The organism is Pseudomonas sp. B21-023, from assembly GCF_024749165.1.
In the GTDB taxonomy this organism is placed as follows: domain Bacteria; phylum Pseudomonadota; class Gammaproteobacteria; order Pseudomonadales; family Pseudomonadaceae; genus Aquipseudomonas.
The window spans coordinates 4714464-4732718 of record NZ_CP087190.1 but is presented as its reverse complement, the minus strand read 5'-3'; the positions used below and the strand labels follow the sequence as shown (position 1 = coordinate 4732718).

The following is an 18255-nucleotide window of genomic DNA, read 5'->3' as shown; positions in this document are numbered from 1 at the left end:
ATCAGTCACCGTCGTTGGCGTTGAAGCCCAGCTGGATGTTCAGCGCCTTGGCCAGCTCGCCTTCGTGCAGGCGGTGGACGACGTTGAGGGCATCGTAGATCTGGTTGAGGGTCTGCTTGCCGGCATCGTCGGCAAGCAGTTCGCCGAGGGTCTTCTGGTTGTCGGCCAGCAGCTTGAGCGCAGCAGCATAGGCGTCGTCGATCTTCTGTGCCAGTGCCGCCTGGTCCTTGCCCAGCAGTCCGCGCAGGCCTTGGTTGTCGACCCCGACCCAGACGGTCTGGGCGGCCTTGAGCGAGGCTTCCAGGCTCTTGATCGAGGAGTGGCTGCGCCAGGCCTCGGCCTGCAACGGTTGGGCAATGCCCTTGCTCTGCCGGCCCATCGGCGCGCCAAGTTTCTTCTTCAGGCTGTCCAGGGCGGTGACCTGGGCACGCAGCACGTCGGCGATCGCCTCGTGGGAGTCGGCGTAGCGCTGGTTGGGGAACTTGGTCATCTGCGACAGCATGCCGTCGGTGCTGTTCCAGCCTTTGAGGATCTCTTCGGCCAAGGCCTTCTGGTGTTCGCCGATGGCGACCAGCAGCGGGCAGTAGCGGGCCTTCTGTTCGGCGCTGGCGATGTCCGGCTTGCTGTCAAAGAGGATGTATTCGTAGGCGGACAGGCCACGGACCACGACGCTGGCCTTGCCCAGCGACTCGACGGTGACCGCCTGCTCGCCGTTGACCAGTTGCTCGACCTGGCGGCCGACCAGGTTTTTCTTGTCTGGCCAGAACTGCACCTGCCAGGCACGGTTGCCTTCGGCGAGCGGGCCGACCAGCAATGGCTGCAATTCGGCCCAGGCTTTTTGCGCGCTGAGGAAGTCGGCACGGGCGGCCTCGAGGTCCTGCTTGCCCTCACAGTAGGCCAGGGCACTGGCAGCCAGTTGCCGGTCGGCCTCGACCCAGCGGCTGTAGGTCGGCAGGATCACCTGTTTGGCGATGGCCGCGGAGGTCACTGCCTGTGGGTCTTGTGGCGAGCAGGCGCCCAAGGCGAGTGCGGCGAGGCTGGTGAACAACAGTTTGGGTCGGAACATGCCCGGCTCCTTGTGCGTTTAAAGTGAATTCAGGAAGGCCAGCAGCGCGGCGCGCTGCTCGGCATTGAAGGTCAGTACATGATCGCGCGCCGCCTGGGCTTCGCCGCCGTGCCAGAGCACGGCCTCGAGCAGGTTGCGAGCGCGGCCGTCATGCAGGAACTGGCTGTGGCCGCTCACGGTTTCGCTCAGGCCGATACCCCACAGCGGTGGGGTGCGCCAGTCCTGGCCGTTGGCGGCAAATTCGGTGCGCTCGTCACTCAGGCCCGGGCCCATGTCGTGCAGCAGCAGGTCGCTGTAGGGGCGGATCACCTGGTTGGCCAGTTCCGGCTCGGCCGCATTGGCTGCGGTGGTGAATTGCGGGGTGTGGCAGCCCTGGCAACCGGCCTGGTAGAACAGGTTCTTGCCGGCCAGTACCTGCGGCGCATCGACGTTGCGCCGGGCCGGCACGGCAAGGTTGCGGGTGTAGAAGGTGACCAGGCGCAGGATATTGTCACTGACCTCCTTTTCGCCGCCCTGGCCATCGCCATTGGGCGCAGTCAGGCAATCGACCTGCGCTGCGGTGCAGTCGTCCTTGGGCAACAGGGTGGTGGTCAGGCCCATGTCGCCGGCGAAGGCGTGCACGTTCTGCTGGTTGATGTTGGGCTGCCCTGCCTTCCAACCGAAGCGGCCGATCACGGTCTTGCCCTGGGCATCGTCCCACACTCGGTTGGCGCGGCCACGGATGCCGTCGCGGTTGTGGTCGTCCGGGTCCTCATTAGCCAGCAGGTCGGCTTCGTGGATGGCCTCGAGTAGGCCCAGGCCGATCATCGGCGGGGCGACCCGGGCGGAGAAGCGGGTGTCCGGGTGCAGCGGGCCGTAGCCGAGCTGGCTGATCCGCAGGGTCGGGCGGCGGAGCTCGACCTGGTGGCCGTCCGCGAAGGTGACGCTGTGGTTGTCGTAGGTCACGCGGACTTTGCCTTCCGGGGCCACGCCAGGGATGGCCATGTCCTGTAACTGGGTACCGTAGACGGGCTCTGGGACCACGCCCAGGCGCTCGATCACTTGGGCGTAGTATGGCTGGTCGGGAATCGACAGGCGCACCAGCATCGACACCGCGTTGCTGTCGTCTGGCTCCGGTGGGTGGCCGCGACCATCGCGCACGTGGCAGTTCTGGCAGGCGTTGGTGTTGAACAACGGGCCGAGGCCATCGCGGGCAGTGGTGGTGGAAGGGGCGATCACCCAGGGGTTGCGGAAGAAGCTGTTGCCCACGGCGAAGTCCAGGCGTCGCTCGGGCGTGAGGTTGGCCGAGGGCAGCGAGTAGGCGTTGCGATCGCTGCGCTGCACCGTCGCCTTGCCGCCGGAGAGCGCCTCGCCGGGCTCGGCCTGGGTGAAACGCGGGGCGTCGTCACAGGCGGCGAGGGCGAAGGCCAGCAGCAGGGGGCTTAGGCGGAGCAAGGACATCGAGGATCCTGGGCATGGGCGAAAAACCGGCGTGCAAGCTTATCAGGCCGGGGGTGATTGAATAAGAGCAATTTGCAATTGCCAGATGAAATTGGCTTTACCTGGAAATGTCCGCGCCCGTCCATTTCGCTCCCGGAGGCGCATGACACGGAAATGAAAAAGGCGGCCCGAAGGCCGCCTCTGCTGAACCGCGACGCTGATCAGAATTCGTGATCGGCGGTGTCCGGGTTCAGGTTGTCGATGCCCAGCTTGCCCGCGGCCTGCTCGATCGCGCCGGTCTGCTTGACCAGGGAGGCGATGGCATCACGCACGATCTGGTTGCCGGCGGCATTGTCGGCGGCGATCAGTTGGTCGTAGTGCTCGCCCTTGAACGCGTGGTCGACGATCACCTGGATCTTGGCTTCGGTGGCTTCCAGGTCGGCTTTGAGGGTGGCGTCGGTGGCGGGGTCGGCCTTGGCCACCAGCGACGACAGGCTCGGGCCGCTCAGCTTGCTGCCGTCGACACGGGTATATTCGCCCAAGTAGACGTTGCGGATGCCCTTGGCGTCGTAGAAGTGCGAGTAGTGGGTGTTGTCGCTGAAGCAGTCGTGTTCGTCTTCCGGCGAGTTGGCCTCCAGCGAGACCTTCATGCGCTCGCCCGCCAGTTCGCCCAGCGACAGGCTGCCAATGCCGAACAGCATCTTGCGCAGGCCATCGTTGGCCGGCTCTTTTTCCAGGCTGGCGCGGTAGTTGTCGGCGACGTTCGGCGCCCAGTTGCCGACCATTTCCTCGAGGTCCTTGACCAGCAGGTCGGTGGCCGCCTTCAGGTAGGCACGACGACGGTCGTTGTGCCCGCCGGTGGCACCTTTGCCTTCGAGGTAGTCGGAGGCCGGGCGGTTGCCCGCGCCTGGGCCGGTGCCGTTGAGGTCCTGGCCCCAGAGCAGGAATTCGATGGCGTGGTAGCCGGTGGCAACGTTGGCTTCGGAGCCGCCCAGCTCGTTCAGGCTGGCCAGCTTCTCGGGGGTGATGTCCTTGACGTCGATCTTGTCTTCGCCCACCTGGATCTCGGTGTTGGCGATGATGTTGGCGTTGGCCGCCGGGTTGCCCAGGGCGTGCTCGTAGCTCTTGTCGACGTAGTCGATCAGGCCTTCATCCAGGGGCCAGGCGTTCACCTGGCCTTCCCAGTCATCGATGATGGTGTTGCCGAAGCGGAATACTTCGCTCTGCAGGTACGGCACGCGCGAGGCGACCCAGGCGTCCCGGGCGGCTTTGAGGGTCTGGTCGTCGGGCTTGGCGAGGAAGGCGTCGACGGCGGTCTGCAACTGCTTGGCGGTGCTCAGCGAGTCGCTGTACACGGCATGGACCATCTCGGCGTAGTGCTTGACCACGGCCTTGGCGGCGGCTTCATCGACAGCCCCTGGTGCCGCGGTGGTGGTGCTGGCAGCGGCAGGTGCCTGGGCTTGCGGTGCGGCGGCCTTGTCGTCCTTGCCTTCGCCGCAACCGGCGAGGGCGATGGCGATGGCCAGCAGACTGGCGGAGGCCAGAGGCATTCGAATCATTGTTGGTTTCCTGCGTCGTGTGGTTGGACCATGGGTGGACCGTGCGCCGTGGCACGCGAAACCGCAACATCATGCGAAAGATTTGCATTTGCTGTAAAGGGGCGGGCGCGCATTTCATGCAAACGCCCGTTTGCGCGGCTTCACCCAGGTTGGCGGTGGTTACAACGCGGAAACCTGGTTGCGTTGCGCCTGCTTGAGGAAGTTGGTCAGTTCACGCGCGGAAAGCGGTTTGCTGTAGTGGTAGCCCTGACCCTCATGGCAGCCCTGGGCGATGATGTAGGTCTCCTGTTCGGCGGTTTCCACGCCTTCGGCGATCACCTGCATGCCCAGGCTCTTGCCCAGCTGGATGATGGCGCGAACGATGGTGGCGTCGTCATCGTCGTCGAGCAGGTCCTGGACGAAGCTCTTGTCGATCTTGATCTTGTCCAGCGGCAGCGACTTCAGGTAGCTGAGCGAGGAGTACCCGGTGCCGAAGTCGTCGATGGCGATCAAGGCCCCGGAGCGGCGCAGGCTCAGCAAGTGTTGGGCGGCGGTGCTGATGTCTTCCATCAGGCCGGTCTCGGTGACTTCCAGCTCCAGGCTGCGCGGTGGCAGGCGGTAGGCCTGCAGCAGGTTGTTGACCACCCGCGGCAGCTCGTTGTGGTGCAACTGCACAGTGGACAGGTTCACCGCCATGCGCAGTTCGCTGAAGCCCTGGTCGTGCCAATCGCGCAACTGCCGGCAGGCCTGGTCGAGCACCCACTCGCCGATGCTGATGATGCTGCCGTTCTGCTCGGCCAGGGGGATGAACTGGTCGGGCGGGACCATGCCCAGCTCCGGGTGCTGCCAGCGTAGCAACGCTTCGACGCCGACCACGCGGTGGTCGCGATAGCTGATCTGCGGTTGGTACACCAGGTATAGCTGGTTGCGCGTCAGGGCTTCGCGCAGGTCCTTTTCCAGCTCGCGGCGGCGGCGCATCTCGCTGTCGACGCTGGCGATGTAGAACTGGTAGCGGTTGCGCGAGCGGGCCTTGGCCAGGGTCATGGTCTGCTCGGCCTTTTGCAACAGCTTCTCGGTGCTGTCGCCGTCCTCGGGGAACAGGGTGATGCCGATGGTGGCGCGCAGGCGGATCTGCTGGTGGTCGAGGTCGAAGGGTGCCTCGAGGTCGTCGAGGATGCTCTGGGCCAACTCGGCGGCTTCGTAGGGCTGCTCTATATTGGCCTGGACCAGGGCGAACTGGTCGCCGCCCAATCGCGCCAGGGCGCCGAGGCGGCCGCTGTGCGCGCGCAGGCGGTCGGCCAGGGCCAGCAGCAGCTGGTCGCCGACCTGGTAGCTGAACTGCTCGTTGATGCCTTTGAAGTCGTCCAGACCCACGCACAGCACGGCGACGCGGCGCTGCAGGCGGCCACCGTCGACGAGGATCTTGTCCAGTTGCTGTTGCAGTTGCTGGCGATTGGGCAGGCCGGTGAGAAAATCGTACTGGGCCATGCGCTGCAGGCTGTTCTCGGCCTCGTGGCGCAGGTGGGTGTTGCGTTCGATGGAGGCCAGCAACTGGTTGGCGGTGTTGACCCAGATGCCCAGTTCGTTGCGCTCGTGCCCCTTGAGCAGGGGGATCTGGTGCTGGCTGGGGCGGTCGGGGTTGATTTGCGTCAGGTGCTCGATGATCTTCGACAGCGGCTTGGTCAACAGCCAGTGGTACACCAGGTACAGCACCAGGCCCATGGCCAGGGCGCGCAGCACGCCGGAGATGAAGATGATCACCGCGTTGACCAGGAAACCCTCGCCATAGGCGCAGGTGTCGAGGGTGATGCTCAGGTCGCCGTAGTATTCACTGTAGGGGCCGCGGCCGACCAACTGCGTGGTGTAGGTGCGCTCCTGGCCGAGGATCAGGTCGGTCAGCCAGCGCATGGACATGTCCTGCAGTGGCCGGGATTTTTCCGCGAGCATGGTTTCGTTGGGGTGGCCGATGGAGGCCATGCGCACCGAGCCGTCCTGGAACAGGCCTTCCATCACTTGCATGCCCATCTCCCGATCGAGGCTGTACACCGCCTGCGTCGAGGGGTCGCGGAACATGTCGAGGATGCGCTGGGCGTCGTTGTTCACGGACTGGCGGGTCTTGTAGGCGTCATAGACGATCTGCGCACAGCTGAGTACGACGCCGACAGCCAATGCCGAGAGCAGTACGACCCTCAGCAACTTGACCGATAAGCTGTTTCGGAATTCCAGCTTCAATGGGGTTTCCTTAATCCATGCGCATGCCATTATTTTGCCATCAACCATGGCGAGAGACTATCGACCCCATACCCCGTCAGGCAACCTGTCCGTCGACGGAATTGCCCTTGACTCTGTATCGGTCGAGCGGTCATGCGACTTGAGTGCGCTGCGTCAACTTTCCAGAAGGTTGATGTTAGCGCGCAATGCGGGCTGAGCAAGAGCGCGAAGATGGGTTGCAAGCAATTCTGTCAGGTCTGCCCTTGCAGGAGGCGAACGCATTTCCCCAGGCAATAAAAAACCCGGCGCCGGGCCGGGTTTTTTGAATTCAAGGCGAGCAATCAGGCCTTGAAGGTCTTACCTTCGAACTGCTCGGCAACGAACTTCCAGTTGACCAGGTTCCAGAACGCCTCGACGTACTTCGGACGCAGGTTGCGGTAGTCGATGTAATAGGCGTGTTCCCAGACGTCGCAGGTCAGCAGCGGGGTGTCGCCGCTGGTCAGCGGGCAGCCGGCGCCGATGGTGCTGGCCAGGGCCAGGGAACCGTCGGCCTTCTTCACCAGCCAGCCCCAGCCGGAACCGAAGGTGCCGACCGAAGTCTTGGTGAACTCTTCCTTGAACTTGTCGAAGGAACCGAAGGCAGCGGTGATGGCGTCAGCCAGGGCACCGGTCGGTTGGCCACCGCCGTTTGGCGACAGGCAGTTCCAGTAGAAGGTGTGGTTCCAGACTTGGGCTGCGTTGTTGAAGATGCCGCCCGAAGAGCTCTTGACGATCTCTTCCAGGGTCTTGCCTTCGAATTCGGTGCCTGGGACCAGGTTATTCAGGTTCACGACATAGGTGTTGTGGTGCTTGTCGTGGTGAAACTCCAGGGTTTCCTTGGAGATGTGCGGCTGCAGGGCATCGTGGGCGTACGGCAGCGGCGGCAATTCAAAAGCCATGGTGGATCTCCTGATTCAGGTCTGTTTGCGGTATGCGCAAGGCCGATCACGGGCGGCCCGGTGAGCGTCGGCGAGTTTGTACTCTTTGCGACGCAAGGGCTGGATCATAGCACCGGCCTCGGCGCTTAACCACGCAACATCTATAGGGAATAGAGGTTCCAGAGCGGTTGGCTGGGGCCGACAGGTGGGCTGCGTGACTGTCGCGGCTCAGCGTGGGATACCCGGTTTTTTCGCGGCGTCAGTTGAAGATCAACTGCGCTGCCACCGCGAACATCATTACCGCCACCATCAGGTCCAGCATGCGCCAGGTCGCCGGGCGCGCCAGCCATGGCGCCAGCCAGGCGGCACCGATCGCCAGGGTCGAGAACCATACCAGCGAGGCGCTGGCGGCGCCGGCCACGTAGGCGCCGGGCACGGTCTGCTGGGCGCCGAGGGAGCCGATCAGCAACACGGTATCGAGGTAGACGTGCGGATTGAGCAGGGTCACCGCCAGGGCGCTGAGCAACACTGCGCGGCGCGAACGCATGCCCTGGCCTTCCTGATGCTGCAGGCTCTGTTTAGAGCAGGCGCTGCGCAGGGCCTTGGCGCCGTACCAGATCAGGAACAGCGCACCGCCCCAGCGGGCCACGGCCAGCAAGGTGGGGTTGTGCGCCAGCACCGTGGCCAGGCCGAATACCCCGGCGGCGACCAGCAGCGCATCGCAGACGATGCACAATGCGGCTACGGGCAGGTGGTGTTCACGGCGCAGACTTTGTGCCAGGACGAAGGCGTTCTGCGCGCCGATGGCCATGATCAGGCCGAAGGCCACCAGCATGCCGTTGAGATAGCTTTGCCACATAGCGGGAACACTCCATTGGCGCCGATGCACGATCGGCGCGGGTTGCCAAGAAAGATGTGGCCATTCTGGCTGTTGTGGCGGTATAAGAAAAACAAATAGAGCTGATCAGTCATTAGAGAAATCGATGTTCGACTACAAATTGCTCGCTGCCCTCGCTGCGGTGATCGAGCAAGGTGGTTTCGAGCGTGCGGCCCAGGTACTGGGGTTGTCGCAATCGGCCATCTCGCAACGCATCAAGCTGCTTGAAGCACGGGTTGGCCAGCCAGTGCTGGTGCGCGCCACGCCACCGAGCCCGACCGAAGTCGGGCGCCAGTTGCTCAACCATGTGCAGCAGGTGCGCCTGCTCGAGCGCGACCTGCAACGCCAGGTGCCGGCACTGGACGAAGAAGGCATGCCCGAGCGCCTGCGTATCGCCCTCAATGCCGACAGCCTGGCAACCTGGTGGGCCGGTGCGGTAGGCCCGTTCTGCGCCGAGCAGCAGGTGCTGCTCGACCTGGTGGTCGAGGATCAGGAGGTCGGTCTGAAGCGCATGCGCGCCGGCGAAGTGGCGGCCTGCCTATGTGGCAGCGAACGGCCGGTGGCCGGGGCGCGCAGCCTGCCGTTGGGCTCGATGCGCTATCGGGCGCTGGCCAGTCCCGCGTTCATGGCGCGTTACTTTCCCCAGGGGTTCGCGGTCGAGCGTCTGGCCCGTGCCCCGGCGGTCGTGTTCGGGCCGGACGATTTCCTGCAGCATCGCTACCTGGCGTCGTTGGGTGTGCAGGAGGGCTTCCTGCATCACCTGTGCCCCTCGTCCGAAGGTTTCATGCGCATGACCGAGGCTGGTCTTGGCTGGGGGCTGGTGCCGGAACGGCAGGTGACCAAGCAACTGGCGCGTGGCGAACTGGTGGAAATCTGTACAGATACACCCATCGATGTGCCGTTGTACTGGCATCATTGGCGCAACGGCGGGCAGTTGCTCGCCCAGTTGACCGACCACCTGCGCCATTCGGCGCGGGCCTGGCTGGTGCCCTTGTAGGCACTTCAAGCGTCAGCTGCATCCGAAATAGGGCAAGGCGGAGTCTTACATGCGAATTCTGGTCACCGGCGCGAGCGGCTTCATCGGCGGGCGCTTTGCGCGCTTCGCCCTGGAGCAAGGCCTTGAGGTGCGGGTCAACGGCCGGCGGGCGGAGGGCGTGGAGCATCTGGTCAAGCGCGGGGCGCAGTTCATCCCCGGCGACCTGGGTGATGCCGAACTGGCCCGGCGCCTGTGCCAGGGGATGGACGCGGTGGTGCATTGTGCGGGAGCGGTGGGCACCTGGGGACGCTACCAGGACTTCCACCAGGGCAATGTGGTGCTCACCGAGAACGTGGTCGAGGGCTGTATCAAGGAGCATGTACGGCGCCTGGTGCACCTGTCGTCGCCGTCGATCTACTTCACCGGCCGCTCGCGCCTGGACATCCGCGAAGACCAGGTCCCACGCCGCTTCCACGACCACTACGCGCAGACCAAGCACCTGGCCGAGCAGAAGGTGTTCGGCGCCCAGGAGTTCGGCCTGGAGGTGCTGGCGTTGCGGCCGCGCTTCGTCACCGGGGCCGGCGACGCGAGCATCTTCCCACGGCTGATGCGCATGCAGGCGAAGGGGCGTGTGGCGATCATCGGCAATGGCCTGAACAAGGTCGATTTCACCAGTGTGCACAACCTCAACGAGGCACTGCTCAGCGCGCTGTTCGCCGAGGACCAGGCCTTGGGCCAGGCCTACAACATCAGCAACGGCCAGCCGCTGCCGCTGTGGGATGTGGTCAACTACGTCATGCGCCGCATGCAGCTGCCCCAGGTCACCCGCTATCGCTCACCCGGCCTGGCGTACAGCCTGGCGGCGCTCAACGAAGGCGCCTGCCTGCTCTGGCCCGGACGCCCGCAGCCGACCCTGAGCCGCACCGCGGTGCAGGTGATGAGCACGGATTTCACCCTCGATATCAGCCGCGCCCGCCAGTATCTGGACTACCGGCCAGGCACCGATGTGTGGTCGGCGCTGGATGAATTCTGCAACTGGTGGCAGGCACAACCAGGGCAGCGCTGAACCTGTGGGTGGGATGATGGTCATCAGTGCGCCGCCCTGGCGGTTTATACTCATGCCTCTTTGCTACTACCGCGGTTGAATGCACCCATGCGTAACGACGCCCATGAAGATTTTGACGACGTGCCCTCCTTGCGTGCCGGCACTCCCGATGACGACGAACTGCTGCCCGCCCATGTCGCCCGCAGCCGCCAGAAGGCGGCACGGCCGCGCAGCAATGGCCCGCTGTGGACGTTGCTGGGCGCCGCTTTCATCGCCCTGGCCGGGCTTGGCTGGTGGAGCTTCCAGCAGCTCGCGCTGATGGAGCAGCAACTGGTCGCGACTCAGGAAAGCTTTGCCCGTATCAGTGAAGAGGCCGCCGGCCGCCTGCAGGTGATCAGCGGCAAGGTCGACGCCAGTGAATCCAGCAACAGTACGGGCAGCGAGGCATTGAAGTTGCAGATTCGCCAGTTGCAGGCTTCCCTGGCCGAGCAGGGCAAGCAGCAGCTGGGCGTTGCCGGCCAGGCGGGAGACCTGGGCAAGCGCCTTGAGCAGGTGCTGGCCGATACCCGTGAACAGCAGAAGGTGGTCACCGAACTGCAAAGCCAGTTGCAGGCGCAACTCAAGGCCGTCAATGCCGAGCTGGCTGCGCTCAAGTCGGGGCAGGTGGACGGCGGTAAGCTCGATGGCCAGCTAAAGAGCCTGAGCAACGACGTGGCGGCGCTGAAGAAACAGGGCAACCCGAGTGCCGCCATCGAGAGCCTGGAGCAAGATATGCTGGTGCTCAAGAGCCAGGTGGACAATCGTTCGGCGCCCACCGCCGGTGGCGCATCGGTGCAGGAATTCGATGCCTTCCGCGGGCAGGTAACGCGCAGTATCAGCACGCTGCAAAGCCAGATCCAGAACCTGCAGCAGCAGATCAACGCACGCCCGTGAGCCAGGGAGCGGTGTGCCGCCGGTGTCATTTCCTGATATGGCGGGGCCTTACAGCAGAGCGCCCAGCCTTCCGCACTGCGTTGCCGCAAAGGGCGCAGAGTTGCAAGCATCACCAGCGTGGGAGCGGGCTTGCGCCGCAGTGCGGCGCAAGCCCGCTCCCACACATTATCTGCGCTGCCCTGCACTGTATATGCAGTGGATCGAATAGCCCCTCTCAATAAGTGCCGCCTCTCAACTATAGACACGCGTAGCCTGCCACCTAGCATTTTTGCCAGGTGCCGAATGTTTCCAGGTTTGTTAAATCTATATGCAGCACGTCGACAGTACTGCAAGTAAAGATCGAGTGTGAACGTTTATGTGGTCGATTGGGAGGCCGTACTAGCCCGATGGCCAATTATAGAGGCGTGGTACTTTTTTCTTGAAATGTATCGGTTCTGGAGATTTTCATGAATAAGCCTGTGTCCGCTCAAGATAGTGAACAACTTCGTCAATCATCAAAGGCACTGCCCAAACGCTCCACGGCTGTCTATCCACGCGGCACGCTCTTTGTGGATGCCTTCAATCCCTTGGAAGTTCCCAGCCTGATCTCGGAAGATCCCGATGCTAGCAGCGCACCCGGCGTAGTGCTGCCCGTAGCAGAGCAGAGCAAGCCCCTGGCAACGGAGGTCCTTATCTGGGACGACGCCGAAGAGGGTCAGACTATCGCTCTGTTTTGGGATGGGAAGCAGTTAGAGGCGGTTGATGAGGAGGACCTCGCCTGGCACGAGGTACTTGAGGCGGAAGCCTTAGATCCTACATTCAGGTTCAAGCTCTCAGTGCCCGTCAAGTACCTGGATGCCATTGCCTCAGGAACGGATAGAACGGTCATGCTGGGGTATTCACTCAGGCAAGTCGGCTCTGGTGACTGGACCAATAGCCCCGTTCGGCCCGTGCGGATCGACAAGATTACCCCGGGGGGCAGCGCGGGTACCCTGGCGAAGATAAAATTCTCTGATGCAATCGAGACCAGGGGATATATTCTGAAATCGGACTTTGTTGGGGATAAGTTGGCGGCAACCGTTCAGGGATATATGGAACAACGGCCCTATGACACGATTGCCGTGACCATGTCGGACCGCGCCAATACCAGCCCGCCACAGTCAGCCAAGGTTGTTAGTAGTAGTGATGCGACGGTCGTGCAGTTGTCATTGGCGGCATTTGATACGTTAGCGGATGAAGTACCTATCACCTTTTCATATGTCGTGACTGATCGGGCCGGTCATACTTCAGCCGTTTCCGTGCCGCATAATAATCTGAAACTTTTGCTGAAGGATATCCCGGTCGCGCTTGATAAATTGAAAGTGCCGAAGTTTGGCGATGAAGAAGCACCGCCTCAGTTGTTGCTCGAAAAGGATGCCCGGGCAGGGGTCAGAGTTGTGATCCCGGAGATTACAGGCATTCACGCCAACGACAAGATTGTCGTGCTGTGGAACGGACAACCGTCTGACGACCACATAGTACCGTTTCCACCAGGTTCAGGTGATCTGATGGAGATCGAGTTGTTGTATGCGCTTACCAGTAATGGCCCGCAAGACGGTGCGGTCAACGTCGGCTATCAGCTGTGGCGCGCAGGCTCCAAGATCGCCGAGACGGCAACGCCGAACGTGGTCAATGTCGACCTGCGACTGCCTGGCGGGCCTGACCCTGATCCGGAGATTCCGGGGCACGGTAATCTGAAACAACCGACCATCACAGGTAATGCCAGCGGAAAAGTCGATGACCTGACGCCGGAGGATGTCTTGCAGGGGGCGGTGTTGACCATCCCCTGGACCGACCAGAATGGTGACCCTCTGCTGGCGGAGGACGACGTGCTCCAATTTGTCTGGGGGGATGCGGTTGATGGCGATAACAACTTCATCAACGTCTTTGATCTTGATTCGGTGAGTGCGGCCGAAGCAGGCGCAGCGGCAGATGTTACCCGTAATATATTGCCGGCATGGTTGGCGAGTCAACCGAGTGGCCAGGTACCCATGACCAACACTGTCACCCGGCTGTTCAACTCGGCTCCTGACAACAACCCTGCGTTCCCGCTCTTCAAAGCGGTCAAGGTCATTCGCCCCGGAGACCTGCCAGGCGGTGGTGCTGATCTTGATGTCCTTGAATTCACTCGCCTCAATTCCCAAGACTCGATCGATCGAACCCATGCCAAGAATGGCTTGCCGATTCGCATCAAACTGTTTAGCACAGCAAAGCAGGGCGACACGATCCAGATCCATCTCAAGGCGGATGACGGGAGGGTGGGTGCCGAAGGCAATCCGATCCCAGGGGCTACAAAGGATCTCCCTATGCGAGAGCTCAGTGTCGATGATGTGGGGCTTGGGGAGATCACTGCCACTGTCGATGAGGAGTGGGCGTACAAGGTCTGCCTGGGTAGCGCGACGGTTGAATATACGGCGACCAACTCGATTGGGAGCAAACGATCCGGCCACAAGCGCGTCTTTGTATCGATCAGAAACGTAGGCGAAGACTCCTGCCCGTTCCCTGGGTTGCGTGCCAGCGCCCGGAAGTGACGCTGAAACGGCAATTGATTGTCGCCTCGACTAGGGTCTGTATGAGAAATCTTGAGACGAAGGTCAGGCAAGGCGAAAACAGCCGAGGAAGCGGAGTTTACGGGTTGTAAATGAGCATTCCGAGGCTGTTTTCAACGCAGCATCACCGAGTATCAAGGCTTTTCATACAGAGCCTAGCCAAGAAACCACGACCCGTGGAGGGTGAGCGCATGGCAGGATCTACTGAAGTCACCGGGACGCTCGCACTCCCGGATCTGGTTGTCGATTTGCGCGACGACGGTAAGGGAAACGCCGAGCTCCTGCCTGTCGAACGGCAGGGCCAGGCCCTAACGGTGAAAGTGCCTTGGTGGCAGCACATCGGCGAAGGGGTCGTCATCGCCTTGATATGGGATGACGTTAACCTTGAGGGTGTAGCGGGGGCCTATCATGTTGTCACTGAGGAGGAAGCGAATCCTCCTGGCGAACCCGGCCCCGATTTCATGCTCGCTATCCCCCCCAGTTACTGGGACAGCGTCACCGAAGGCCAGGACGAGCGATTCCTGCTTGGCTACGGGGCCAAGCAGGTAGGCAGTGATGATTGGGAATTCGCCAAGAACTCTTTTTACGTGCGTATCGACAGGCAGGCACCAGGCGGCTCGGAAGGGGCTCTGGGCAAGGTGGTATTTCCTGCCGACGTTGAGGAGCGAGGGCACATCCTAGAGTCCGATTTCGTCGGTGGCAAGCTTACGATAAGTGTCAGTGGTTACGACGGTCGGCAGTTGGGTGATCAGATCACCCTCACCATCACCGACGGCGTCGTATCGGTGACCGAAGGCCCGTTCAAGGTCGAGAGCGAGACTGATCCCACCGAGGTCACGATATCGTTGACGAACTTGCAGGCCTTGTTCGACAGCATACCGATCCGCTTCACCTACCAAGTGCAAGACCTGGCAGGCAATGAGTCCGTGGTCTCGCTTGCCCATAATTCGCTGGCCCTGCGCCTGACCCAGACGCTACCTGCGCCTAGGGTTGAGGGCGTCAATGAACGCGATGAGCTCGACTTCAATGCGCTGGACGGTGCCCCTGTCAAGGTCATCGTCACACCTGAGCCCGCCTGGCTTGGCAAGACGCTGGAGTTGATCTGGGTTGGGTTGACTGCCAATGGTTCGTCACTGCCTCCGGTCTTCGACGGAATCGAAAAGCTGGAGGCAGACGATCTCGCGGAAGATCTGGCGTTCACGCTAGACAACAGCCACGCGGCGCAGGCGCTGCAGGGCAGCGCCACGGTGCTTTATCGTATCAGCGGCTCGCCCTGGCGCACGTCTGACACCTATACGGTCAAGATTACCGGTGCATTTTCTCTTGAGAAGCCGGAGATCGTCGAGGCCGAGGGGAGATGGCTTGATCCCCAGGACGTGCCCAGAAAGGGTGCCACTGTGAAAATTCAACCCTACAAGCACATGGTGGCAGGTGATCATCTGTTGCTCGAGTGGAGGGGGATCAACAGCGCAGGCAAGCCAGACAACGGCCAATGGACGTTGGTGGTCGATGGTGTAGGCGCCGTCGAGCATGTGGTGTTCAAGGAGAGGGTCGAAGCATTACGGGGCGGCAGTCTGAAGCTGTTCTACACATTGGTCACTGCGGGCGGGGCGAGCTCCCGTTCACCGACAAACGGCTGGCGAGTGCCCAATGTATTGCGCCGACCGGAAGTCGAGAAGGCATCCGGTGAGGACAAGGACCAGTTGGATTTTCATAAGGACTTCCTCGATGCAACCCATGTGAAGGTCACCGTGGCCCGATACTCCAGTATGAACAAAGACCAAGAGATTGCCGTTCGCTGGGTGGGTGAGGAGGAAGAGCGCGGTGTTTGGGCACGCGTCGCCTTCACCTATCAGTCACCCTGGAAGAGGGTCGTAACACCGGGCGATCTGGTTTTCGAAGTGCCCATTGGCGTGCTGATGGCCTTCATCGGCAAGACCGTGTCGGTCAGTTACCTGGCCAGGCCGGCTAAAGGTGGGGACGAAGAGTATTCCGATGTACTCGCTCTAAACGTGAGGCAGCAGGATCGCGACGATCTGCAGGCGCCGGACTACATGTCGTACGGCGGTGATACACCCAAGTTCTCCCTGCGTTATGACCGCATCAAGGACGGGGACCAAGTCGATCTTCATTGGCAGGCTGAAGGCGGTGAGCTCAGGCGGGCAACCGTCAAGGTCTACCAGGACGGTCGATACTTCAAGGTCCTCGTCGACCCGTCTTGGGCCGAGGCCGACAGCAGAAAAACCGTACTTGCCAACTACTCCTTCCTCGTGGATGCAAGCAAGCCTGAAACCAGGCAATTTTCACCCGTCTCGAGCTTCCAGCCTGATTAGGAAAATACGGCGTATTTCTATCAAGTAAAGAAAAGTCCTACAGAAGTTTCTTGGCTTCTTGCCGACACTGCGCGCTCCTTTCTGGCGGTGCCCAGGTCTTGCGACTGCCCACCGCTCAGTTAACGAGTTGAAACAGGAGAGCAATGTGAAATCGATGATTTCTGCCATGCCCTTGAGCGTTGCGGTGGGCCTGTTCAGTGCCATGGCCGGGACGGGGCTGGCCGAGGCGAAGGACCTCGATGGCCAGGATGAAACGGTCAGCACGCCCGTCTCGGACGATTACACCCTGAGAAATGGATCGAACCTGCTGATCACGGCCAGTGGTAGTACTGATGGGATCACCGCGTTGAGCGGTTCGACGGTCACAGTGAACGGTGGGCAGGTAACGACATCCGGTACGAGGGTGGGCATTGCAATGCGCGAAGGTACCCAGGCGTCACTTGACGGGGCGACGGTCACCGGCGGAACGAACGGCTACGGGGTCAGTGCGAGCACTACCTCCACCATTGTCGCCAAGGGCAGCACGATCAGTGGCGGCAGCGGCGCGGCACTCAGCCAAGGTAGCGTGCTTGAGCTCATAGGCAGCTCATTGACCGGCACCCGGCGAATGGGCGCCTACCTCAATGGCTCAACCTTGATCGCCTCTGGCGGTAGCGTCATCAGCGGTAAGACCAATGGCCTGAATGTAACCCAGGACCTGGCCGCCGACGGAGGTGGCGGCTCGCAGGTGAAGCTGGATGGTTCCAAGGTCATGAGTGAAACCGGAAGCGCCATATTGGTTCGGGCTGCCAGCGACGGGACCATCGGCACGGCAACCATCGAGGTAAGCAACGGCAGCGAGTTGGTAGGTGGCAACGGCACGATCCTTGAGGTCACCAGAGGCATGAGCACTGACTTCACGGCCGATAACAGTCAGTTGTCCGGCGACGTGGTGGTCGATGGCACCAGCAGCGCCAACCTGGTACTGCGCAACAATGCCTCGCTCAGGGGTAACCTGGTCAATGTCCAGAGCCTGGCCCTGGAGAGCGGTGGCCGCTGGATCCTGACCAAGGATGGCGAGGTTGGCGACCTGACGCTCGACAATGGCACGGTCGATTTCACCGATCGGGACACAATGACTGGCTTCAAGACCCTGACGGTAGACAACCTCAAGGGCTCGGGCATCTTCGTGATGGACATCGACCTGGCCAGCGGCACCGGCGACATGCTGAAAGTCACTGGTGCGGCAGAGGGCAATCATCAACTGAGCATTGCCAGCACCGGTGTCGATCCGGTGGAAGGGCAGGCGCCGCACCGCATCATCGAGACCGGTGGGGGCGACGCCACCTTCGGCCTGTTGCACGATATCGATTTCGGCACCTTCCTCTACACCTTGGAAAAAGGCGACGGCGAGGACAACTGGTACCTGAAGCAGAAGCCCGGCAACGTGCTGACTCCGAGCGCCCATGCGGTGCTGGGCATGTTCAGCGCCGCGCCGACCGTTTGGTATGGTGAACTGTCGTCGCTGCGCAGCCGCATGGGCGAACTGCGCCTGGGCCAGGGCCAGGGCTTGTGGATGCGCAGCTATGGCAACCGCTACAACCTGTCGGCGGGCAGCGCCGTGGCCTACCAGCAGGACCAGAACGGTGTGAGCTTCGGCGCCGACGGCGCCTTGCCTGGCTACGATGGCCGTTGGTTGCTCGGGGTGATGGGCGGTTACAGCGAGTCGAACCTGGATTACAGCCTCGGCTCTTCCGGCAAGATCAAAAGCTACTATGTCGGCGCCTACAGCACCTGGATGACCGACAGTGGTTACTACATCGACGCGGTGCTCAAGTACAACCGCTTGCGTAACCGCAACGATGTGGTGATGAGCGATGGCCGCAAGACCAAGGGCGAGTATCACAACGACGGCCTCGGGGCCTCGGTTGAGGTTGGCCGGCACTTCAAGCTGGATGATGGCTGGTATGTCGAACCGTTCACCCAGCTGTCCGCTTTGTGGGTCGATGGCGACAGCTACACCCTGGACAACGGCCTGCGGGCCGAGAGCGATGGCGCCAACTCGTTGCTCGGCAAGGTCGGTGCGCAGGTCGGGCGCAGCCTGGCGCTGGACAACGGCAGTGTCCTGCAGCCTTACCTGAAAGTCGCGGCGGCCCACGAGTTCATCAACAGCAACAAGGTGAAGATCAACGACAACCACTTCACCAACGACCTCTCCGGCACCCGTGGCGAGGTGGCCGTGGGCCTGGTGGCGCAGGTCTCGGAAGTGCTGCAGCTGCACGGCGAGTTCCAGTACAGCAATGGCGAGCATATCGAGCAGCCGTACGGGGTCAACCTGGGGTTGCGCTACAACTTCTGATCGCCCGCCGGCATCCACTTGCTGGAGCCCGATTC

The 18255-nt window shown here is 62.0% G+C and carries 12 protein-coding genes; 6 read left to right on the top strand and 6 right to left on the bottom strand.

Annotated elements, in window-relative coordinates:
- Window position 1: 1 nt before the first annotated feature.
- The 6 genes from LOY42_RS21325 to LOY42_RS21300 form a co-directional block, all read right to left on the bottom strand.
- Window positions 2–1066, bottom strand: coding sequence for an imelysin family protein (locus LOY42_RS21325; RefSeq protein WP_139669365.1), 1065 nt, complete (start codon window positions 1064–1066; stop codon window positions 2–4).
- Window positions 1067–1084: 18 nt separating this feature from the next.
- The gene (locus LOY42_RS21320) at window positions 1085–2506 is read right to left on the bottom strand and encodes a di-heme oxidoredictase family protein (protein ID WP_258599166.1); all 1422 of its coding nucleotides are present in this window, start codon (window positions 2504–2506) and stop codon (window positions 1085–1087) included.
- Between the two features lie 200 nt (window positions 2507–2706).
- Complete coding sequence (locus tag LOY42_RS21315; protein ID WP_258599164.1) at window positions 2707–4044, bottom strand: imelysin family protein; 1338 nt, start codon at window positions 4042–4044, stop codon at window positions 2707–2709.
- A gap of 159 nt (window positions 4045–4203) precedes the next feature.
- Window positions 4204–6255 carry a bifunctional diguanylate cyclase/phosphodiesterase gene (locus LOY42_RS21310; RefSeq protein ID WP_139669370.1) on the bottom strand — a complete coding sequence of 684 codons (2052 nt, stop codon included), beginning with the start codon at window positions 6253–6255 and terminating at the stop codon, window positions 4204–4206.
- 320 nt (window positions 6256–6575) lie between these two features.
- Window positions 6576–7172, bottom strand: a complete 597-nt coding sequence (locus tag LOY42_RS21305) for a superoxide dismutase (protein ID WP_102682810.1) — start codon at window positions 7170–7172, stop codon at window positions 6576–6578.
- Between the two features lie 238 nt (window positions 7173–7410).
- Complete coding sequence (locus LOY42_RS21300) at window positions 7411–8010, bottom strand: LysE/ArgO family amino acid transporter (protein ID WP_038705505.1); 600 nt, start codon at window positions 8008–8010, stop codon at window positions 7411–7413.
- Window positions 8011–8134: 124 nt separating this feature from the next.
- On the opposite strand from LOY42_RS21300, the gene LOY42_RS21295 reads away from it, so the two are divergent.
- The 6 genes from LOY42_RS21295 (at window position 8135) to LOY42_RS21270 (ending at window position 18220) form a co-directional block, all read left to right on the top strand.
- A complete protein-coding gene (locus tag LOY42_RS21295) occupies window positions 8135–9025 on the top strand; it encodes a LysR family transcriptional regulator ArgP (RefSeq protein WP_139669372.1) in 891 nt (296 codons plus the stop codon).
- A 49-nt stretch (window positions 9026–9074) separates the two neighbouring features.
- Complete coding sequence (locus LOY42_RS21290) at window positions 9075–10070, top strand: NAD(P)-dependent oxidoreductase (RefSeq protein ID WP_139669374.1); 996 nt, start codon at window positions 9075–9077, stop codon at window positions 10068–10070.
- 87 nt (window positions 10071–10157) lie between these two features.
- On the top strand, window positions 10158–10982 hold the full coding sequence (locus tag LOY42_RS21285; RefSeq protein WP_139669376.1) for an ATPase: 825 nt from the start codon (window positions 10158–10160) through the stop codon (window positions 10980–10982).
- 446 nt (window positions 10983–11428) lie between these two features.
- Window positions 11429–13531 carry a hypothetical protein gene (locus LOY42_RS21280; RefSeq protein ID WP_258599160.1) on the top strand — a complete coding sequence of 701 codons (2103 nt, stop codon included), beginning with the start codon at window positions 11429–11431 and terminating at the stop codon, window positions 13529–13531.
- Between the two features lie 209 nt (window positions 13532–13740).
- Window positions 13741–15882, top strand: a complete 2142-nt coding sequence (locus LOY42_RS21275) for a hypothetical protein (protein WP_139669380.1) — start codon at window positions 13741–13743, stop codon at window positions 15880–15882.
- 166 nt (window positions 15883–16048) lie between these two features.
- Complete coding sequence (locus tag LOY42_RS21270; protein ID WP_258599158.1) at window positions 16049–18220, top strand: autotransporter outer membrane beta-barrel domain-containing protein; 2172 nt, start codon at window positions 16049–16051, stop codon at window positions 18218–18220.
- Window positions 18221–18255: the final 35 nt, after the last annotated feature.